Genomic DNA, 20268 nt, shown 5'->3' with positions numbered 1-20268 from the left:
GATTGGAATAAACTCGTCGTGTTTTTCATTCATTTTTTTGCCGCTTCTTGAATCTCATTAAATGCCCAATGATTACTCAGAACATCTTTAAATATTGGCGTTTGAAGCTCTGTTGTTACTTGACGCTCAAACAAGTCATTTAATACTTTGACCGCTTCAGCACGTGATAAATAACCATCTGGATTAAATATATCCACCGTCATACCGTTCATAATGCCCAATCCATTGACAGCATTAATTGCTTTAACAGCCCAATGATTGACGCTCACATCTTTGAAAATCATACCTTGTGAGGTAGATTTACAAAATTCTACATTTGGACTGTCTGCGCAATGCCTTTCCATCCACCGAACTGCTACTGTCGCCATTTGTGCTCGTGTAATAAAGCCGTCTGGATGGAAGTTTGTCTCAGTAATGCCTTTAAATAAACCTGCATCCTTCGCAAATTCTATTGCATCTTTTGCATCATGTTGTATTGTATCTGTATATGTCGCCCTCGCTTGGGGAATTGCATTACCTGTTAATTGACGAGCAAACATACTTGCCATTTGTGCTCTTGTAACAGGGGCATTCGGACGGAAGGTACCATCCGGATAGCCTTGAATATAAGGTGTATGTGTAACAGCGTCAGTAGTTGGTTCCTTTACATCTTCCTTTTCTGGTACATAGAGAATAGAGAAAGTAGAGAACTTATTTACCTCAAACTGTAAGCCTGCTATTCCTTTTTGATATTCTACAACCTTCCCACGTACAACCTCTTTTGAGCCATCACTATGCTCGATAAAGATTGCCAAATGAGCTAGTTGTTCATCTGTTAAATCTGTAGGCAACGGCAATGTTAAAATAACAAGACGGTTTTGCATATTTGTTTCAATTGTCATCGGGCGACCAAGCAACTCAACAACTGCACTTTCGACCAATTGCTGAACAACGATTTCCCTTTTGGCTCGTTCTTTGATTTCTAGTTGTTTATCTAGCTCTTTTATAGGAACAAGTCGGAAATAGAGGTCATCATTAAATATTTCCAATGAAGTTTTAGGCACTTCAATTCTAACGTTATCTGTGACAATTTCAAGATGAACTGCACCAGTTTTTAGAAGTGTCACTACATTATTTGGTATGGAAACATGAACTTGATTTACTTGATCCTTCTGGTCTGGAATGATGACCCTTGCTGTATCATTTCCTTGTTCCTTTAATTTTTTAATCGTCTCTGTTGCGCTCTCTGCTGTTAATGTCACTTCATCCTTCATAGTGTTGTCTACATTTTTTGTTCGTTTTATTGTTGTTTTAGAAACTAGGTTTCCATCACCAGACTCAACATCTATTACAATTTCCTCTACTTTGGTTGAAGGTATTGCTGAACCTGGCTCAAGATTTGGTGATGGATCAGTATTGCCACCACCTGTATTATTACTAATCCATTTAGCATAGATCACTGTGTTCGCTGTAATTACATTATCAAAAGTATATGGTGTTGTGTAGGCACTACTCGTATACCAGCCACCAAATGTATAGCCAGCTTTCGTTGGCACTTGCGTCGGCTGACTTGCTTTTCCTCTATGTGCCACCACCTGATTTGAAACGACACTTCCTCCCGCTACATCAAAGCTCACAGTATAATGATTAATTGTCCATTGTGCAAAAAGTGTGACATTCTCTTTAGCCATTTTAAACGTCTCATTCGGCAAATAAGAAGTCCCTGTCCCATCCGCCTTTGTATTCCAGCCTATAAAAGAGTGCCCTATTTTAACGAGGTACCCACCATTTGCAGCTACAATAATATTGTCATTTTGACTATATGTTGCATTATCTTGGGGTGCAGTTCCACCCGTACTACCATTACCATTGTATAAAACCGTATAAGTTAAAGGTGTTATAATTTTTGCTGATGATGATACCCCTTGATCCCCATCTAAAATTAGTAATTCATCACCTTTTGGCTGAACAGTAAAAGTATAGCTTCCTATGCTATTTGTTTGGAACGCGGTAGTAAAATCAACACCTTCATTGATATTTCCAGCTAATACATTCGCTGCTGTTCCAACTGCCGTTCCTTCCTTATACAGAAGCACATCATAGCTCAACGCATTAGGAATAGTCTGCCATTTTGCAATATTTCCATCCCAGCTCAAGCCATTTGTAATGCTTGCTAGCTTAATAACCGTTTGTGTATTGGAATGGCTTGACGGAACTCCATCTAAATATACTAGCCCGTCTCCCTTGGCAGTTACGGTTACTGTATATGTCCCCACTCCAGCTGCACGCATTGCTGGTAAGAAATTATGCGTTGTTGTATCTGCTGATATGTCAACGATACTACCAATCGGAGAGCCATCTTTTAAGAGCTGCACAGCATAGCAAGATTCGCCTGTTAAATCTGTCCATGTTGCAATACCACTAGGGCTTAAAGCAACATTGTCTACTTGTTCGAGAGTAGGTAATGCTCTTATCACCGTAAGGGTATATGTTTTGGTTGCTACTCCGTTTTCAGCAGTCACAACAATGGTAATTGTGTTACTGCCTACATTTAGAGGTATTGTGTTCAATAGCCCACTTGCAATGGCGGAACCATTTACTGTAAGAGTTGCGCTACTATTTGCAGTTGTCGGCATTATACCAATATTTTCAACATTATGAGCCACGTTGATCTGATAATCCAATATACTATCTGTAAAATTTGGACTTAAACTGCCTGGTGAAATAACTAAATTACTTAAATAGGCATTATTACTAGGAGGTAAAGTGGTAAAACTCCATATATTTTTTGCTGTTATGCCAGCTACACCTTGATTGGATGTATCAACGAAAGTTCCATCATCCATCAATACATAATAAGTTGTTGCTTTTATTAAATTATTTGTTAATTGAATTGACACGTTACTGCCATTCACTGTCACATTTGTTGCAGTGGCTTCTATTGTTTCTATTAAATTATTATCTTGATCATAGATACGAAGATGTTTTCCTGCAATACCACTCACACTCTTGCTAAAATTTAGCGTTAGCGTAGGATTAATAGAAGCATTTGTCATCTTGTTAACTGGTACGGTTGATACCAGTGTGGGAATCGGAACTTCATTGACATCTGTCACCGAAATAGTAAACACTTTTTCAAAAGATAAGTCGCCTTGATCTGTCACCCTAATCCGTACACTGTAGTTATTTTTTGTTTCATAATCAAATGGACTATTCGTTTGTAGTTTATCCCCAGCTATACTAAAGCCACTATTATCTGTTGACCCAGCACCACCTACTAAACTATACGTAAAAGAGGAACCTGCATCAGGATCAGTGGCACTTAATGTACCCACTTTGGTTCCTGATGGTTGATTTTCTTCTACTGATGTTGGGCTTAATGAAATATCTGTTGGAGCTTCATTGACATCTGAAATATTTATAGTGAATGATTTTTCATATAAATTATTGGCACTATCGGATACTTGAATCCGCACACTGTAATTATTCTTTGCTTCATAATCAAATATTCCTGCTGTTTTTAGCTGATTCCCATCGACGGTAAAGCTACTGTTATCTGTAGCTCCTGTGCCAGCCACTAAACTGTAAGTAAACGTTTCTCCAACATTTGGATCAGTTGCGCTAAATGTACCAACAACCGTTCCTACTGGCTGATTTTCTGCTACTGTCAGCGAGCTCAGCACAATATCAGTTGGACGCTCATTTAATTTTGTCACCGAAATGGTGAATATTTTTTCAAAGGTTAATCCTCCATTATCCGTTACCTGAATTCGAACACTATAGCTGTTCTTTGCTTGATAATCAAATGAACTATTCGTTCGTAGTTCATTTCCTACTATGCTAAAACTACTATTATCTGTTGACCCGGATCCTCCTACTAGACTATACGTAAAAGAGGAAACTGCATCAGGGTCAGCGGCACTTAATGTCCCTACTTTGGTTCCTGATGGTTGACTTTCTATTACTGAAGTCGAACTTAATGTTATGTCGGTAGGTGCACTATTTTGCACATCACCATACGTAATCTCTAAGTATGGGCCCAATTCGGGTGCAATTGGATTTTCTGATTTTACAATTACCATATTTTTAGCGTCGCTGCTCAGTAAAAATGTAATCTGTTGTGTATCAATTGCAGAGGGATTTTTCAGTAACTCTTTTACATCAATTGATACATTAATTGGCTCGCCTGACGTATCCTTCAAAACCGATACTTTTTCAGAAGGTATATCTAAATTATTTGGAAAACTACCATCGTTCCAGTTACTTGATCCAACTCTTATTACTAAATCGGAAACTGGCATATCATTAATATTATCATTATCATTTGTAACATTTAAAATAAGGTTTGCCGAAATGATGCTTTTAGTTGTATTAATATTATTAAATTTCACAGCAGCTACACGTGTTTTATTATCAGTAGTCTTTGAAACATCTAAATAAATCTCTTCGTTAATATATTTTTCGAAGTTGCCATTACTATCGTTTAGTGCATTCAACTGTGCTACAGGAAGTAACGGCGGTACTGTAGAACTAGCACTTGCAGGTTGTATTCCTAAGGTTGAGAAAACCATTGCCAAAATGGTTAAAATTATTAATATTTTATATACTGCTGTTTTTATAAAAGATACTAAATCCATTCTCACTCCTCCTTGTTAGGGCTTCTGAGGATATATTCCTTCTAAACAAATAATAAAATTCATTGCTACAAAAGGCTGCATATTATTATGTGGCTGATTTCCTCCTTGTGGCTTTACTATGTCCACTTTCATTGCAACTGGATTTTTCACATTAACATATGGCTTTGCCGAAAGTGCTGACTCACTTCCCCAAATGGCATTAGTGGGGTTGTCAATTCCACCTGCTACTACAGAGGAACCCTGTGCGCTATGTGTATGAATAGGCATTTGCATTTCATTAAGTGTTACTGTGCTCGATCCTATTGATTGTGCAAATGTCCTTGGCGTTAAATTAGGACCATCGCCATAATGCATAGGGGCATGTCCCCTTAAATCAGGTAATTTAAATGTTGTCTTGCCATCTCCACCATAAGTTATGCCGATAATGGAATATAGAGCATTATATTGAGCAATAGATAATAGACTGCCATCACATAATGCCCAGTCCCTCGGAGCATAGTTTCCTGCGAAAATTCTAATTTCACCTAAATACGGATCCATTCTCTAATTCCTCCTTATACTCTACTTGGAAAGATGCCCATTGTTGCGATACAAAAAGATACGCTTAAATAGGGTTGCATATTATTATGTCCTTTATTCTGCCCTGTCATTGACAAAGCAGCTTCATTCATGGCTGTATTATCTTTTTTAGCATAAATATTCTTTCCATTAACTGCACCCCATGTATTATCTTTGGGGGAGGGCTTATCTGTTGTTGATGAATCTGCTGTTATTTGATGTGTATGAGCAGGTATCTCGTTAACTGTCAATGTATGTGTTGCTTCTCCTCCTATTGATCCATAGGCAATCTGATTACCTGAATGTAATGGTACCTTCCCCTGTAAATTGGGAATCGCAAAAATTGTCTTACCATCCCCTCCATATGTAAATCCTAACAATGAAAAAAGTGCAGTATTTGTAGCTACCGGTAAAAGTTGACCATTACAAGGAAGCCACCCATTCGGTATTTTATTGAAACTAAAAAGACGTATTTCTCCTAAAAATGGCTCTGCCATTATACTCACTCCTTTTTATTGAAAATCGGGATAAAGACCATTCGTTGCAATAATAAAATTAATAACAAATGATGGCATAATGTTACTATGAGATTGAGTTCCACCTACATTAGAAACTAACTTGTTATTCATTTGTACAATATTACTGGAAACATTTGTTTGATAGTTGGTGAGGTTTGATACACCCCATGTATTATTAGCTGGTGAATTTTCTGTTGCTTCATTTGCTATATTATTGGCATAAACGCCATGAGTATGTGCAGGTAGATGTTCCTCGGTTAACATAACTGTCTCCACTCCACCTTTACTTGCCCATGGATACTGAGAACAATTATGAATCGGTAATCTTCCACGTAAATCAGGTAAAGCAAAATTCGTTGCACCGTCTCCCCCGTATTTGACACCTATTAATGAAAAAAGTGCCTCATTACCTGTAATAGTTAATAATTGACCATTGCATAGTTCCCACCCTACTGGGGCATATTTACCGCTAAACATGCGAATTTCTCCTATATATTGATCTGACATTATGCAAACCCTCCCTTATTGTAATTTCAATGAGTGCTATAAAAACGCATTAAGCAATACTCGCTAACACATCTTTATGTGCTTCTTGAATAGACTCTACTTTCATATCTACTTCGATGCGAAATATTTAGAAAATGATAGGTACATAATCTTGAACTTTTTGAAATTGAAAGATTTCTTTCTTACTGCCATGTCATTTTCAAATATATTTCATCTGCTGACGATATTTGAAATCCTAATCTCTCATAAAGATTTTTCGCAGGATTTGTATGAAAAACTTGCAATATAACTGGCTTATTCTCTTCTCTTGCCTTCTGTTGAAGTTGAGTAATTAAAAATGTACCTATCCCTTTACCTTGGTAACTTGGTAAAATTGAAATATCAATAAGATGATGATAATCTGATAATTCTTCCGTTAGTAATCTCCCTACGTATTGTTCACCTACAGCAATGATAGAATGACTTGCCCCTGGAAATTGCTGATGATAGGAAGCTTGCTGTGCGCGCCATTGCATTTCTAAAAAAAGCTTCTTTTGTTCAGCTGACCATCCCCATGAATCTATTTCTTGATTTCTTGTAGATGCATAGATTTCGAAAAGAAATGCTTCATCTTCCTTTGTAATAGATTTAAGCTCGATTTTCATCACATTTGTTCCACTTTCTTTTAAACATACTTATTAGTCACAATGATAGATCTTACAAAGTTATGTCCTTTTTCAGGTAAGTCTTCCCAGCTATCTACATGCAATTGATGTTCAGTTAAGCATTCAGCTCGATTTTTACTTTTTTGAGGTACGTCTAGGACTAGCGAGATTGTGCCATAGGATTTTTCGCCTGATGGGACTTTATCTCGCCATGAACAAGAGCATTCATAACCATTCGGACCCGTTGAAGCTTTTACTCCTAATGCCTGCAATGTTGTATTTGGTGGAATACTAACTGGCTGCTTGTCCTCCTCATCATTGGTATTCCAGATTCCCCATTCCAACTGTGATTGAAAAACTTCAAGCTCACGGTCTGTTGCATTTGTAATCATTAATGAAAATGTCCAAGTCGCCATTTTAGTACTCTCCTCCTGTCGTCACTTTTTTCTTCGCGTTATCCATCACATCATATACATGTGTACGATGTAATACTGCATAATCCCATTCAGATGCGCCAATGAGCGTTGTGACATTATTATTGTCCGTTCGATAAAGAAGAATCATTTTACTAAAAATCCATGGCACAACGTCCATATCCTTATCGCTTGGGGCTTCAAAAACTCTTTCCTTTGATTTTTTTTCAGTTTGCTGTTGCTCTTTTGTAACAGCATTTAATATATTAAATTTTGCCTTTAATTCCGCCTGTAGTTCCTGCGTTACGCTCGCCTTCACTACTTTTTCTTCAGATACGGAGATCTTTTCAGTAAATTTAAACGCTGTTTCAATAGTGCTAACCTTCTCCTCTACCACCTTACTAGCAGTAGATAATCCATACTCATCTTTAACTGTAATTTTCCCCTTTTTAGTAACAGTTTCAATCTTAGTAGCATCCGCTCTTAAACAAGTCACCTCTACAGAAAAATACTGTTGCACTTCACGCTGCTTTAAATAAAGACTATCAAATTCTAAATCATTTACCCCGTCCCATAATATTTTAGAAATATTGAAGAGAGACGTTCGGAATAATGACATTTTTTCAAAATGAACACCACTCGGAATATATTGATTCAGATCTATATCTCTAACATCCTCAATTTCTTTCAATGTTTTGATTTTGGACCATTCCGTAAACAAATTGTTACTTATTTCTTTTTGTCTCCATTTATCCAATTTGTTAGAAATTCGTATATTTCGAACAAAGTTATGACCATCATGTGTAATATCTTTCCACTCCGCTACTTCAAAATATCCATTTGCTCGACATCTAGCTTCATTAGGATCATTATAGGGAACATTTACATAAAGGCTTATTACTCCATACGGTGCTTGATATTCATTATTTTTATCTTTCCAGGAACAAGAAAATTCATAACCATTTGGTCCAAAAGCTGATTTGGCGCCAACAGCTTGAATCGTTTCCCCCGCTTTAATAGATTGAGGTTCTTTATCCTCTTCACCACCTGTATTCCAATAACCCCAATGCAACTGTGATTCTACCAGCTCTAAATCTCGATCTGTGTCATTCGTGACATTTAGATAGAAAGTCCATGTCATTGTTTGATCCTCCTGTTAATTGAATTTTCAGAATAATTTACATGTAATTTTTTACTATCTGTATCCCATGATGTCGATTATTGTATTTTTATGAGACTTTCTTACAGCTTTAATTATAGTATAGGTTCCATCTATTCTCTATAAAATAATTCCATTTTTTAGGTTAATTTTTCTTAACCTTCACTTCATTATTTAGTTCAATTCAATCAAATTGAAACTTTTCACCTTATCAAAACAACAAAAATCTGCAAAAGGTGCAGATTTTTATTGTTTCCTATTCATTTATTTGAAAGCGAGAGAATATCTTCCAGACTAATTCATTACGGTCTCCCACACCTACTTTTTGAAAGATTAGCTTTAAATGATCTTGTACAGTGTAGCTAGAAATGCCAAGATTATATGCAATCACCTTTGTTGGTATGCCCCTCATCATTTCCACTACTACCTCTTTTTCTCTAGGTGTGAGTTGATAAGCAGTTAGTAAAAAAGCCAACATCTCTTTAGGAGACGCCTCATTTAATAAAATGGCTATTTGCTGCTGTAAATCGGTTGTCATAAGAAAAGACGCTTGGATTGTAATATATCCTTTGTCATGGATAGGCACTAGTAAGGAAATAGGTGTATTGTCTTCAGCCTGTAACTTAGCGCAGGATGCCTGTATGGGCTTGGGTAATTGCCCATCCGACAAGCCCTCATTACTTCTTAAAAGTGCTAGTATTTGAGAAGCCTTCGTACTCATAGATAAAATATGATAATCCTTATCTAAAATAACGATGCCACTCTCTCCTGCTTCTGTTGACAGCTGCTCTTCAATAATCGAATGGTAGAACGCCTTTAATGCCTCTCCCATCACTGGCATGAGTATTTTTATTTGTTCTAGCTCATCATCTTGAAAGATGGACTGTGCATTTTTCATCTTTTTAAAAAGGGTTAAAAAGCCATAACATTGCCCCTGAAACATTAATGCAGCTCGAATTTCGTCGCTAAAGCCATTGGGCACTAATATCTCCCTATAACGCAAGCTCTGACTACTTGCATCACTTAATCGTCCTATACATTGGCCACTTTCCACTAGCTTTCTATAGTTATTCACATCTTCAAATGCATATTCAAAAGTCATTATTTTTTGATGAACATCCTCAATCGATTGCTCTGTTACAGCACCGATCGAAAAAAGGGTTTGCGTATCTGTCACTGAACAGCAATAGGCATCAAAATCAATGAATTTCCGTAATTCTTCTACCATCATTTGTCGATATTGAAATGAATTTTGACTATTTTTTATACATCTCTCTGATATCCTTTGCCAATCATGACAATTTCTCATAAAACTCCTCCCCCCAGAATTATGGGATAGCACATTCTCCATAAGTATTTATAATTGAGAATAATTATTAATTATATTGTACAACACGGAGGTATAAAAATGAAAAATCCACTACATGATTGGCACAGTCCCATTGTATCTACTTATCAAAATACCATTCGACAAAAAATTATAGGCTATGACCTCATCTATAACATGATGACAGATATACTTCGTGGTCACCCTGTCATTGATAACACTTTAGTAGTAGGTGCTGGCGGAGGTCAGGAACTTCTTACTCTAGGAGAAGCCTTCCCTTCCTCACATTTTACAGCCGTTGATACTTCAACAATCATGCGACAGGCTGCTGATCAGCGCATACAGCAGCTTGATCAAGACCTTCATATTGATTGGTATGAGGATGATGTACTTTCCCTCAGATTCCACCATCCATATGATGTTACTACCTGCCATTTGGTTTTACATTTTATAAAGGATCTCGAACAAAAAAGGGCACTACTGCAAAAATTGGCAACAAGCCTACAGAATGGGGGCGTCTTATTCATTTCTTCTATTAATGCTGATATGACAGACACAATATGCCAACAGCAGCTCAAGTATTGGCGAAATTCCATGTACCAAAATGATATTTCCGAAGAAGATTGGTTACGTTTTGAGCAGTCCTTTGGCTCAACTATTTATCCAATTAAACTTGAATTATTGATTGACTTACTACATGAGGTTGGCTTCACAAAGATTGTTCCCTATTTTAAATCATATTTAGTCGATGCATTAGTAGCCACGAAGGAAGAGGTAAATAAATGAGCAGAGAAAATATTTTAATTGTCGGAGGCTATGGTGAAGTCGGTAGTAAAATGGCAACTATGCTACTCACAAGCTATCCAAACAAAATATGGATTGCAGGTCGAAGCTTTGAAAAGGCAAAACAATTTTGCGCACAACACCATCATCTTGCTAAGCCTATCCAAATGGATGTGTCCAAGACCGTAAACGCTCAGCAATTAGCCAATGTAGCACTTGTCATTATGTGTCTAGAGCAAAAAGATACTGCATTTGCACTTCTCTGCTTGAAGGAAGGGATTATGTATATCGATATTACGGCAAGCTATGCCTTCCTAAAAAAATTAGAGGAACTCCATCCAATAGCTAAACAGAATAATGCAACAGCCGTTTTTAGTGTTGGTATGGCACCTGGATTGACTAATTTAATGGCTATGCATGCTGCACAGCAATTAGCCTCCATCGAGAAACTCCATATTTCTATCCTACTAGGAGCAGGCGATACACATGGAAACGCGGCTATTCTCTGGATATTACACCAACTAAACATTCCGTTTTATAGTTATAAAAATAAAAAAACCACTAATTTTACTAATAGGAGAAAAGTTCCGTTTAAAGAGCTTGGCAAACGTAGTGTGTACCAATTCAACTTCTCAGACCAACATACATTAGCAAAGCATTTCCCTACTATTCCAATCATGACAAGATTGGGCTTTGATGTAGAGTCACTCAATTGGTTCGTATCCTTTTTGCAAAAAAGCCGAATTGCAAAATTGTTAAAATTCAACAAAATACAAACAACACTCGCTTCTCTCATTCAAAAAATAAAAATTGGCTCAGAGGTATGTGGCATTCACGTAGAAGCCATTGGGAAAAAACATCATAAAGAAGCAGTCTTTACATTAGACTTTCTTGACCGTGATGAATCTCTCGTGACAGCAAAAGTTGCAACGGCGATTGCTAAAGAACTCCTGAACAACAAGCATCCTTTTGGAACTTATCATATTGAGGAACTGTTTACACTAGAAACATTACAAGCTCAATTCACATTTTCTTCCCAATAAAAAAAGCATTTAGCACTCGCCTATACGGGAGAGCTAAATGCCTCTGATTATTTATAAAACTTTTTCCAAAAAATCCTTTGCACGCTGTGTTGATGGTGCTGTAAAAAACAATTCTGGTGGAGCATCCTCAATGAGCTTACCACCATCAAGGAAAAGAATACGATCAGCAACCTCACGAGCAAAGCCCATCTCATGTGTCACAATCAACATGGTCATACCTGAATCTGCGAGGCTTTTCATAACTGCTAATACCTCTTTTACCATTTCAGGATCAAGTGCTGATGTAGGCTCATCGAATAATATAACTTTAGGGTCCATCGCAAGTGCTCGCGCAATGGCAACACGTTGCTTTTGTCCCCCAGATAATCGGTTTGGATATTCCTGGCGCTTCTCAAACAGTCCTACTTTCTTCAGTAGTTCTTCTGCTTTGTTGATAGCAGCTGTTTTATCTAACCCCTTCACATTGATTGGGGCATATGTTAAATTTTCTAGTACTGTTTTATGAGGGAAGAGATGGAAATGCTGAAATACCATTCCTACTTCTGCACGTATTTTCATAATATTTGTCCCTTTATCCGTAAGGACATCCCCTGCAATTGTTACCTTTCCACTCGTGGGGATTTCTAATAAGTTTAAGCAACGAAGGAATGTCGATTTACCAGATCCTGATGGTCCAATAATGGCGATTACTTCTTGTTCTTTGATTTCTGTAGAAATACCCTTTAGTACTTCATTTTGCCCATATGATTTGTGTAAATCTTCAATTTTAATCACTTTTTCTCATTCCTTTCTCGATTCGTTTACCAAGGAACGTTAAAACAAGCGTCATAAGGTAATAAATTACTCCCGCAAAAAGTAATGGCTCAAGATAACGGTATGTTGAACCTCCTACAATATAGGCACGACGCATAATATCTAATGCACTGATTACCGTCACAACGGCTGTTTCTTTATTTAATGTAATAAATTCATTAACTAAAGATGGTAAAATATTTTTTACTGCTTGTGGAATAATAATATCCTTCATCATTTTTGCATATGGAATTCCAAGTGCTTGTGCAGCTTCCATTTGCCCTTTATCCACTGCATTAATACCAGCACGGATAATTTCTGAAATATAAGCACCAGAGTTTAAACCAAATGCAATAATCGCTGTAGGAATTGGTTCAATTTGAATATCCAGTAATTGTGGTACTGCATAATAAATAATCAATAATTGTAATACAAGTGGTGTACCACGGAAAATCGACGTATAGAAATCAGCAAACCAACGTAAAACATTGACCTTACCAATTTTACATAATGCCAGTAGTATACCTACGATAAAACCGATGATGGATGCACCGATTGCAATTTGAAGTGTAACACCTATCCCTTTTAAAATATAAGGAATAGAGGGAACAATCGCCGTAAAATCTAAATTCACAGCGCTCCCTCCTTTCTTTTTCATCTTGATACAGCTATTGTTTTTTGTACAGAAGGTGAAACGTCGAGCATAGAAAACTCTCCCCTCTATAGGGGAGAAGAAAAGCACAAGCGATAGCCCAAATAAGAGCTATCGCACGCTTTAATTATTCAACTTTTTCTAACCATTTTTCTTCTAACTCTTGAATTTTTCCTTCTTCTGCTAATTCTTTTAGTGCTTTGTTAATTTTATCTTTCAAATCGCTGCCCTTTGGAACTGCGATCGCTTTGAAATCTTCCGGTTGTTCTTCTACAGGAAAGGCTTCTAATTGGTCATTTGTTTTTAAATAACCTTTCGCAACGCCACCCTCTAAAATACCTGCGTCTAAGCGTTTAGACATCATATCTTGAATAATCTCAGGGATACGTGTACGTCCTTCTACTGCTACATCTACTTTTTTTGCAATATCATTACCTAAATTTTCTTGAATAGATGCTGTTTGTACACCAATCTTTTTTCCAGCCAAGTCAGCTTCTTTTTTAATGCCGCTATCCTTTTTAACAATGATTACTTGCTCTGTTTCATTGTATTGATCAGAGAAATCAACCACTTTTTCACGATCTGGGTTTGGTGTCATACCCGAAATAACTACATCAATTTTCCCTGCTTGTAATGCTGGTACTAAACTGTTGAAGTCCATATCTTGCACTTGCATGTCAACGCCTATTTTTTCTCCAACTAATTTGATTAAATCAATATCAAATCCAATAATTTCTTCACCTTTAGCTGCATCAACATATTCAAATGGAGCATAGTCAGCTGAAGTACCAACCTTTAATACTTGCTTGTTCCCTGTATCAGTATTAGATCCTGTATCGCTTGCATTATTATCTTTAGTGCCGCATGCTGCAAGTACACCTATAACAAGTACAAGCATTACCATGAATAACTTGTTCTTCATAATCATTGATCTCCTTTTATTTATAATTTATTGTGTATGAGAATTCATTTCTCGAAAATAGTTGATTGGATATTTATTCATACTTAAGAATAAAAAATCTATCTGCTAATTAAGATATACTCTTTTGAAATAATAATCAAGATAAACTAAAAATATTTTAGCGAATTATTATATACATAATTTTCAGATAAGTCAATTTATTTATATTTCAATTGCTCTTTACTATACTATTTTCCGAAAGCACAACAATTATCCCATAAATATTGAATTAAAAATAAATAAAAAAAGACCCCCAATGTAATGGAGGTCCTCCAATTTATTTTTCCTCAGGAAACAACTTTGTCTTTAGCTCGTCCTCCCCAGAGCCTTCTGCTAATGGAACATGCGAACGATAAGCTGCGCGGCAGATTAAATGTCCAGCAACTGGTGCTGTTACAAAGACGAAAAGAATACCTAAAATGAGGCGTACACTGACAAAACCATCATGCACCCAAAAATAGATAAACGTACCTAATAAACAAGTTAACACTGATAATGTAGAGCTTTTCGTAGCAGCATGTGATCGTGTATACACATCTGGTAAGCGAATCATGCCAAATGCGCTAATAACGCTCACTATTGAACCTATCAAAATAAGGATGACGGCCGCCCATTCAATCATTTGATTTACGTTCAACAATCACACCTCTTTCAATATATTTGGTAAAGGCAATTGTACCAATAAACGCTAAAATACCTAAAATAAGAATGGCCTCCAAATATGCCTTCGTCTTTAAAATAATCGAAACAATCGCAATGGCCGATAAAAGATTTACACCAATTGTATCGAGAGCTATGGCTCGATCAGGCATTGATGGACCACGGATGACTCTATACAGCGACAGCGCAATGGAAATACTAAAAAAAGCAAGCGCTAGCAGTAGAACATTGGTAATCATTAGCGTGTCACCTCCATTATTGCTTGTTCAAATTTCCCAATTGAGCGTATGACAGCATCCTTAGACTGCTCAATGTCCATGGCATGGATATAAAAGACATCGCCCTCTTCTGATACTTCCATCACTACAGAGCCAGGTGTTAACGTTAGCAGTAAGGCAAGAGCTGTAATCTCCCAATCGCCCTTAAGTACCGTTTTATACGTGAAAATACCAGGTGTAATGTTAAGCCTTGGAGTAGTTATTTGTCTTATAACGCTATAACTTGATAAAAATAGCTCCCAATTAAACAGCCATAATAATTTTAAGATTGAAAAGACACGTCGCAAATAAAATTGGGTGCCATAAAAGCGATGCATCGCATATAAAATACCCATACCTACAATAAAGCCCATTAAAAATGTCGAAAAATGTGGTGTCACTTCATCCTGTAAAAGTAACCAAAGTGTTGCGATAAATAAATTTAAGATAAACTGCATCGCCATTATTTATTCACCTCACCTTGCCATAAATCACCATCTAAAACAGCATCAATATAAATAGATGGTGTATAAAGTGTTTCCGCTGCATCTGTTACAAAAGGTGCCAATTTTTCAGCCCCAATACCTAAACCGAGTGTACATGCAGCCAATAGTGTTAATGGTAGCAGAATACGTTTTGGTAAAGGTTTTTCATCCTCTATACTAATGATGGTTTCTCCAAAAAAGGAAGAAAGAAATATTCGTAGCAGTGAATACAAAACAATTAAACTAGAGAAAAATCCTAGACCTAATAGAACAAAATTGCCACCTTCTATCGCACCTTGTCCAATTAAAACTTTTCCTAGAAAACCGCTTAATGGCGGTATACCAGCTAAAGAACACATAGCTACAAAGAATAACCATCCAAAAAAAGGATAATTTCGTATAAGTCCACTCATTTTATCTATTACCGTTTCCCCAGTGACATAAATCATCATACCAATTGCTAAAAACAGCATAGCCTTGGCTACCATATCATGCATTAAATAGTAGACAACGCCTTGCAAGGCTGATTCTGTACCAATCGCTAGACCAGCTACTATAAAGCCAACACCAATCAGCACATTGTAGGAGGCAATCGTTCTGACATCTCGTCCTGAAAGAGCGCCGATACAGCCTGCTATAATCGTGACTCCAGCCATTATGCCGAGTGCCATGTGTGTGACTTCCGTATTGTTAGGGAAAAGCAATGTAAAAGTACGTACAAGTGCATAAATCCCTACCTTTGTTAATAAAGCAGCGAATAAAGCAGCAATAGCAGTTGGTGGTACACTATAGGAGCCTGGCAACCAGAAGAATAATAAAAGTCCAGCCTTCAAGCTGAAGACAATTAAGAAAATAAGCGCCACTGTTGTAATAAGGGGATTAGTCCCTGCCTCCATCACACGAACAGATATATGGGCCATGTTTAATGTACCAACTGTGCCATATAGGAAAGCTAACGCCACTAAGAAAATCCAAGAGGCCACAATATTGATGAGCACGTATTTCAATGCTTCACGCAGTTGAATTTTCTCGCCACCTAAGCTAATAAGTGCATAGGAAGCAAGCAGCATTACTTCAAAACATACAAATAAGTTAAAAATATCGCCCGTCAAAAATGAGCCGTTAACGCCCGCTACCATGAGTAAGGTAAATGGATAAAAATACATTTTTTCATACCTTAACTCCATCGTAAAAATTGCATATAGTATACAAATAACGGCCACAAGATTAGCAACTAACACTAATAATGTTGCAAATGAATCTGCCACAAATGAAATACCAAATGGCGGAGCCCAGCCACTAAAATCAATTCGCAATATACCTTGATGTTGAATCTCTAACAATAAAATAATGCTAATAATAACAATAAAGCTTAATGTCAATAAGCTGATGATACGTTGTAACATCACATGCTCTTTTAAAAAAACCAGTAAAATAGCTGTAATTACCGGTACAATTAATGGTAAGACAATTATATTACTCATCCGGCGTACCTCTCAATTCATCAAAATTCCCTGAACCATTTGTCTTGTACGCACGATAGCCTAAAACTAAAACAAATGCAGTAACAGCAAAGCTAATCACAATAGCTGTTAAAATTAACGCTTGTGGTAACGCATCTGTATAAGGGCCCTCTGATTCCCCTAATAATGGTACAGCTCCTTTTTTAAGACCTCCCATTGTCAGAATCAGTAAGTGGGCAGCATGTGATAAAACAGCAGTGCCTAATATAACACGCAATAACTGTTTCGAGAGGATTAAGTACGTTGCAACAGCTACTAATATACCTACTAAAACAAGTATTAAAGACTCCATTGGCTACTCATCCTCACTTATACTTAAAATAATTGTCACGACAACACCCACCACTGTTAAAGCTACACCCGCTTCAAAAATGGTTACGGTTGAAAAACCCATTTTCCCAAATATCGGCACATCAATATACGTATAGGCCTGTGTTAAAAACGGCACATCGAAAAACAACGAACCTATTGCAGTTCCAGTTGCAAGCAATACGCCTAATGCTGCAACCTTTTTAAAGTCAAATGGCATTCCTTTATGCACAGTCTCAATATCATAGGCTAGGTATAATAAAACAATGCCAGAAGCTAACACGAGGCCACCTATAAAGCCACCACCTGGCGCGTGATGTCCAGCAAAGAACAAATACACGCCAAGTGTTAAAATAATGAACACGACTGTCTTTGTGACCGTCCTTAATATCACATCATTAATTTTCACGATCTGCTTCCTCCTTTCGTGGCTTAAGCTTTGTCAACATATAGACCCCTAAGCCAGCAATCAGAAGAACAACAACCTCTAACATCGTATCAAAGGCACGGAAATCCCCTAGAATTGTATTGACAATATTGGAACCCCCAGCTAATTCATAGGAATCATTGAAGTAAGTGGACACTGGTTCAAAGCGATCGTAGTGTACGACTGCCAATCCAACCATTGTTACGGTTGCCCCAACAAAAATGGAGATCATCGCTTTTGACCATTGAACCCTTTTGCGAGGAGCTTCCGGCATTAGATCTGGTAAATATTTAAAGCACAACAGGAATAAAGCCGTTGTTACCGATTCAACAACCAATTGTGTTAAAGCTAGATCTGGTGCACGGAAAATGACAAAGAAGAAGGCAATGGAATAACCTAATACACCATTTAACAACATAGCTGTCACACGACCTTTTGCAAAAATCATCCAAACAGCTGCAAAAATCATGACAAATACAAGAATTAGCTCATAGTATTCAACAGCAGAGTCCATGTCAAAATGAAAGGTCATTGCGTCTGACCAAATAAAATAACCAGCAATAAGTGCAACGAAAAATACATATATATAGACAAAATAATGTGTTAAATTACCTGTCATATATTTACTAGTGAGCTTCTTAGAGCCGCTTTCACTCATCTCAATTATTCGATTGTAATACGTATTAAACGTATACTTTTGTGAAAATAGGCGATAAAGTGGCTTCCAGCTTTTTAATGTTTTGAATAAGATTATCCCAATAATAATGACACCTAGCGTCATTATTAATTCCGCATTGATGCCATGCCACGCATGGACATGTGGTGTTAATTCACTTGTTGTTGGGAATGTAGGATAAATACTTGCCATAGCAGGCTCTAAAATATAGTGACCTAGCACATTTGGGAAGAAAAAGATACCTATTACCAACAAGCATAAGATTATTGGTGAAATTAACATGCCAAACGGAGCTTCATGTGGTTTTCTATCCATCTTCTCTGGCTGTAGTTTACCCAAAAATGTACGGCTAATTAATATCAAACTGTAAACAAATGTAAAGACACTTGCCACCCATGCTACTAATGGGAAAAACAGCCCTACATCAGCAATTGAGAATGCCTCTACATCTCGAATAGCCAATACCGCAGCAAAAAACATTTCCTTACTTAAGAAACCATTAAATGGCGGTAATCCTGCCATCGAGAAGCTACCGATAACTGCGATTGTAAATGTTATAGGCATTAAAGACATTAGGCCACCTAAACGGCGAATATCGCGAGTTCCCACTTCATGATCGACAATTCCAACCATCATGAATAAGGCTCCCTTAAATGTCGAGTGATTCACAAGGTGAAATAACGCCGCAAAGCTTGCTTGTGTATAGAGAATAGAATTCTCTGCATAGCCATAATAATGACCAACAGATCCAAGGCCTAATAGACTCATAATTAAGCCCAGCTGACTCACTGTTGAAAAAGCTAATAAAGCTTTTAAATCCGTTTGACGAACAGCATTAAAGGAACCCCAGAATAGTGTAATTAGACCAACGACACTGACTAGCCAGAACCAAATGGCTTCTCCTCCAAAGACTGGTGAAAAACGGGCAACTAAATAAATTCCTGCCTTAACCATTGTCGCTGAGTGTAAGTAAGCACTAACAGGTGTTGGTGCTTCCATAGCATCTGGTAACCAAATATGGAATGGAAATTGAGCAGACTTTGTAAAAGCTCCTAGTAAAATTAAAATTAGCGCTGGCGTAAACAGAGAATGATCACGTATTACTTCTACATTAGCTACAATTTCACGAATACTAAATGTTTGAGAGGCCACGTAAAGCATTAAGAAGCCTGCAAGCATCGATAGACCACCAAAGACTGTAATCATCATCGCCTTTTTAGCTCCTGCGCGAGATGCTTTTCTATGGTGCCAAAAAGCAATTAATAGGAATGATGACACACTTGTTAGTTCCCAAAATGTGTATAATACCATTAGGTTATCTGAAAAAACAACGCCAAGCATAGCGCCCATGAATAGTAATAAATAGCAGTAAAAATGATGAAGAGATTCTTTCGTTGATAAATAAAAAATAGAATATAAAATGACTAAACTACCTACTCCTGTAATCAGTAAACCAAAAATCATACTGAGTCCATCAAGGTAAGTTGTGAAATTTATATTAAAAGAGGGAATCCACTCATATGTATGGATAAATGTTTTACCCTCGGCAAGTTGAGGAATATAGCGCGCGAGTAAAAGAAACAAGATAAGTGGAACAGATAAAACAAACCAGCCAAGATGTGTGACACGCCTTAGTCGCCTATAAAGCAATGGGATTAGTGCAGCACAAACAATTGGCAAAAGTATTGCGATGAGAACAGTAACCAAATGAAAACCTCCTACTATCAAAATCATCTAGCAAATTTTTGTGGTGATTGGAATGGTAAGTGCTAAGACTCTAGAAATTTGTTCAAGCTAAGTAACATATCAGATCTATTCTTGAAATTTTTTAAATGGAATGTGGTGGGGTGTGAAAAAGTGCCTTGTCGTTTATCAAAAATGGTTATGTTAGTTATTTAGTCACTTCTAACCCGATGCAAGCCTAAATAACTTGTGGAAAATCAGATAATTTATACAGT

20 protein-coding genes are annotated in these 20268 nt (G+C 37.1%); 2 read left to right on the top strand and 18 right to left on the bottom strand.

Annotated features, from left to right (window positions below; all coding sequences use genetic code 11):
- Positions 1–29: 29 nt before the first annotated feature.
- The 8 genes from NST76_RS00890 to NST76_RS00855 form a co-directional block, all read right to left on the bottom strand.
- Complete coding sequence (locus NST76_RS00890) at positions 30–4616, bottom strand: cadherin domain-containing protein (RefSeq protein WP_342544503.1); 4587 nt, start codon at positions 4614–4616, stop codon at positions 30–32.
- 15 nt (positions 4617–4631) lie between these two features.
- Positions 4632–5156, bottom strand: a complete 525-nt coding sequence (locus tag NST76_RS00885; RefSeq protein WP_058843759.1) for a tail fiber protein — start codon at positions 5154–5156, stop codon at positions 4632–4634.
- Positions 5157–5170: 14 nt separating this feature from the next.
- Positions 5171–5671, bottom strand: coding sequence for a tail fiber protein (locus NST76_RS00880; RefSeq protein ID WP_089933958.1), 501 nt, complete (start codon positions 5669–5671; stop codon positions 5171–5173).
- 15 nt (positions 5672–5686) lie between these two features.
- On the bottom strand, positions 5687–6199 hold the full coding sequence (locus NST76_RS00875) for a tail fiber protein (protein WP_089933955.1): 513 nt from the start codon (positions 6197–6199) through the stop codon (positions 5687–5689).
- A 182-nt stretch (positions 6200–6381) separates the two neighbouring features.
- Positions 6382–6843: a GNAT family N-acetyltransferase gene (locus NST76_RS00870; protein WP_330493874.1), complete on the bottom strand. Its 462-nt coding sequence runs from the start codon at positions 6841–6843 to the stop codon at positions 6382–6384.
- A gap of 20 nt (positions 6844–6863) precedes the next feature.
- Complete coding sequence (locus tag NST76_RS00865) at positions 6864–7259, bottom strand: hypothetical protein (RefSeq protein ID WP_058843763.1); 396 nt, start codon at positions 7257–7259, stop codon at positions 6864–6866.
- 1 nt (position 7260) lies between these two features.
- Positions 7261–8397 carry a hypothetical protein gene (locus NST76_RS00860; protein WP_342544502.1) on the bottom strand — a complete coding sequence of 379 codons (1137 nt, stop codon included), beginning with the start codon at positions 8395–8397 and terminating at the stop codon, positions 7261–7263.
- 274 nt (positions 8398–8671) lie between these two features.
- Positions 8672–9724: a LuxR C-terminal-related transcriptional regulator gene (locus tag NST76_RS00855; RefSeq protein ID WP_342544501.1), complete on the bottom strand. Its 1053-nt coding sequence runs from the start codon at positions 9722–9724 to the stop codon at positions 8672–8674.
- 99 nt (positions 9725–9823) lie between these two features.
- Between NST76_RS00855 and NST76_RS00850 the strand changes: the two genes are divergently transcribed.
- Both NST76_RS00850 and NST76_RS00845 read left to right on the top strand, forming a co-directional pair.
- Positions 9824–10528 (top strand): class I SAM-dependent methyltransferase, encoded by a 705-nt coding sequence (locus NST76_RS00850; RefSeq protein WP_101966954.1) that lies wholly within the window; start codon positions 9824–9826, stop codon positions 10526–10528.
- Positions 10525–11568 carry a saccharopine dehydrogenase NADP-binding domain-containing protein gene (locus NST76_RS00845; RefSeq protein ID WP_036125764.1) on the top strand — a complete coding sequence of 348 codons (1044 nt, stop codon included), beginning with the start codon at positions 10525–10527 and terminating at the stop codon, positions 11566–11568. The genes NST76_RS00850 and NST76_RS00845 overlap by 4 nt, the downstream gene beginning before the upstream one ends.
- A 51-nt stretch (positions 11569–11619) precedes the next feature.
- Here the strand turns inward: NST76_RS00845 and NST76_RS00840 are convergent, their stop codons facing one another.
- From NST76_RS00840 to NST76_RS00795, 10 genes are all read right to left on the bottom strand, one after another.
- A complete protein-coding gene (locus NST76_RS00840) occupies positions 11620–12342 on the bottom strand; it encodes an amino acid ABC transporter ATP-binding protein (protein ID WP_036125761.1) in 723 nt (240 codons plus the stop codon).
- Positions 12335–12994 carry an amino acid ABC transporter permease gene (locus NST76_RS00835; RefSeq protein WP_036125759.1) on the bottom strand — a complete coding sequence of 220 codons (660 nt, stop codon included), beginning with the start codon at positions 12992–12994 and terminating at the stop codon, positions 12335–12337. The genes NST76_RS00840 and NST76_RS00835 overlap by 8 nt, the downstream gene beginning before the upstream one ends.
- Positions 12995–13139: 145 nt before the next feature.
- Positions 13140–13934 (bottom strand): transporter substrate-binding domain-containing protein, encoded by a 795-nt coding sequence (locus tag NST76_RS00830; RefSeq protein ID WP_036125757.1) that lies wholly within the window; start codon positions 13932–13934, stop codon positions 13140–13142.
- Positions 13935–14250: 316 nt separating this feature from the next.
- Positions 14251–14610, bottom strand: coding sequence for a Na+/H+ antiporter subunit G (locus tag NST76_RS00825; protein ID WP_036125106.1), 360 nt, complete (start codon positions 14608–14610; stop codon positions 14251–14253).
- Positions 14588–14872, bottom strand: coding sequence for a Na(+)/H(+) antiporter subunit F1 (locus NST76_RS00820; protein WP_058843768.1), 285 nt, complete (start codon positions 14870–14872; stop codon positions 14588–14590). The genes NST76_RS00825 and NST76_RS00820 overlap by 23 nt, the downstream gene beginning before the upstream one ends.
- Positions 14872–15354 carry a Na+/H+ antiporter subunit E gene (locus NST76_RS00815; RefSeq protein ID WP_036125100.1) on the bottom strand — a complete coding sequence of 161 codons (483 nt, stop codon included), beginning with the start codon at positions 15352–15354 and terminating at the stop codon, positions 14872–14874. The genes NST76_RS00820 and NST76_RS00815 overlap by 1 nt, the downstream gene beginning before the upstream one ends.
- Positions 15354–16859, bottom strand: a complete 1506-nt coding sequence (locus NST76_RS00810; RefSeq protein WP_036125097.1) for a Na+/H+ antiporter subunit D — start codon at positions 16857–16859, stop codon at positions 15354–15356. Before NST76_RS00810 ends, NST76_RS00815 begins: the two co-directional genes overlap by 1 nt.
- A complete protein-coding gene (locus tag NST76_RS00805) occupies positions 16852–17190 on the bottom strand; it encodes a Na(+)/H(+) antiporter subunit C (RefSeq protein WP_036125094.1) in 339 nt (112 codons plus the stop codon). The genes NST76_RS00810 and NST76_RS00805 overlap by 8 nt, the downstream gene beginning before the upstream one ends.
- 3 nt (positions 17191–17193) lie before the next feature.
- Positions 17194–17616, bottom strand: a complete 423-nt coding sequence (locus tag NST76_RS00800; RefSeq protein WP_036125091.1) for a Na(+)/H(+) antiporter subunit B — start codon at positions 17614–17616, stop codon at positions 17194–17196.
- Positions 17606–20017, bottom strand: coding sequence for a Na+/H+ antiporter subunit A (locus tag NST76_RS00795; RefSeq protein WP_170829878.1), 2412 nt, complete (start codon positions 20015–20017; stop codon positions 17606–17608). The genes NST76_RS00800 and NST76_RS00795 overlap by 11 nt, the downstream gene beginning before the upstream one ends.
- Positions 20018–20268 lie beyond the last annotated feature (251 nt).

Source organism: Lysinibacillus sp. FSL W7-1291 (assembly GCF_038593415.1).
Taxonomy (GTDB): domain Bacteria; phylum Bacillota; class Bacilli; order Bacillales_A; family Planococcaceae; genus Lysinibacillus; species Lysinibacillus fusiformis_D.
The sequence above is the reverse complement of the archived record's forward strand: the minus strand, read 5'-3'. Positions and strand labels throughout refer to the sequence as shown.

Excerpts from the sequence above, each read along its gene's own strand:
- NST76_RS00830 (WP_036125757.1), bottom strand. The coding sequence starts at position 13,934 with ATGAAGAACAAGTTATTCATGGTAATGCTTGTACTTGTTATAGGTGTA.
- NST76_RS00865 (WP_058843763.1), bottom strand. The coding sequence starts at position 7,259 with ATGGCGACTTGGACATTTTCATTAATGATTACAAATGCAACAGACCGT.
- NST76_RS00860 (WP_342544502.1), bottom strand. The coding sequence starts at position 8,397 with ATGACATGGACTTTCTATCTAAATGTCACGAATGACACAGATCGAGAT.
- NST76_RS00855 (WP_342544501.1), bottom strand. The coding sequence starts at position 9,724 with ATGAGAAATTGTCATGATTGGCAAAGGATATCAGAGAGATGTATAAAA.
- NST76_RS00850 (WP_101966954.1), top strand. The coding sequence starts at position 9,824 with ATGAAAAATCCACTACATGATTGGCACAGTCCCATTGTATCTACTTAT.
- NST76_RS00885 (WP_058843759.1), bottom strand. The coding sequence starts at position 5,156 with ATGGATCCGTATTTAGGTGAAATTAGAATTTTCGCAGGAAACTATGCT.
- NST76_RS00890 (WP_342544503.1), bottom strand. The coding sequence starts at position 4,616 with ATGGATTTAGTATCTTTTATAAAAACAGCAGTATATAAAATATTAATA.
- NST76_RS00870 (WP_330493874.1), bottom strand. The coding sequence starts at position 6,843 with ATGAAAATCGAGCTTAAATCTATTACAAAGGAAGATGAAGCATTTCTT.
- NST76_RS00805 (WP_036125094.1), bottom strand. The coding sequence starts at position 17,190 with ATGGAGTCTTTAATACTTGTTTTAGTAGGTATATTAGTAGCTGTTGCA.
- NST76_RS00810 (WP_036125097.1), bottom strand. The coding sequence starts at position 16,859 with ATGAGTAATATAATTGTCTTACCATTAATTGTACCGGTAATTACAGCT.
- NST76_RS00845 (WP_036125764.1), top strand. The coding sequence starts at position 10,525 with ATGAGCAGAGAAAATATTTTAATTGTCGGAGGCTATGGTGAAGTCGGT.
- NST76_RS00880 (WP_089933958.1), bottom strand. The coding sequence starts at position 5,671 with ATGGCAGAGCCATTTTTAGGAGAAATACGTCTTTTTAGTTTCAATAAA.
- NST76_RS00875 (WP_089933955.1), bottom strand. The coding sequence starts at position 6,199 with ATGTCAGATCAATATATAGGAGAAATTCGCATGTTTAGCGGTAAATAT.
- NST76_RS00815 (WP_036125100.1), bottom strand. The coding sequence starts at position 15,354 with ATGGCGATGCAGTTTATCTTAAATTTATTTATCGCAACACTTTGGTTA.
- NST76_RS00820 (WP_058843768.1), bottom strand. The coding sequence starts at position 14,872 with ATGATTACCAATGTTCTACTGCTAGCGCTTGCTTTTTTTAGTATTTCC.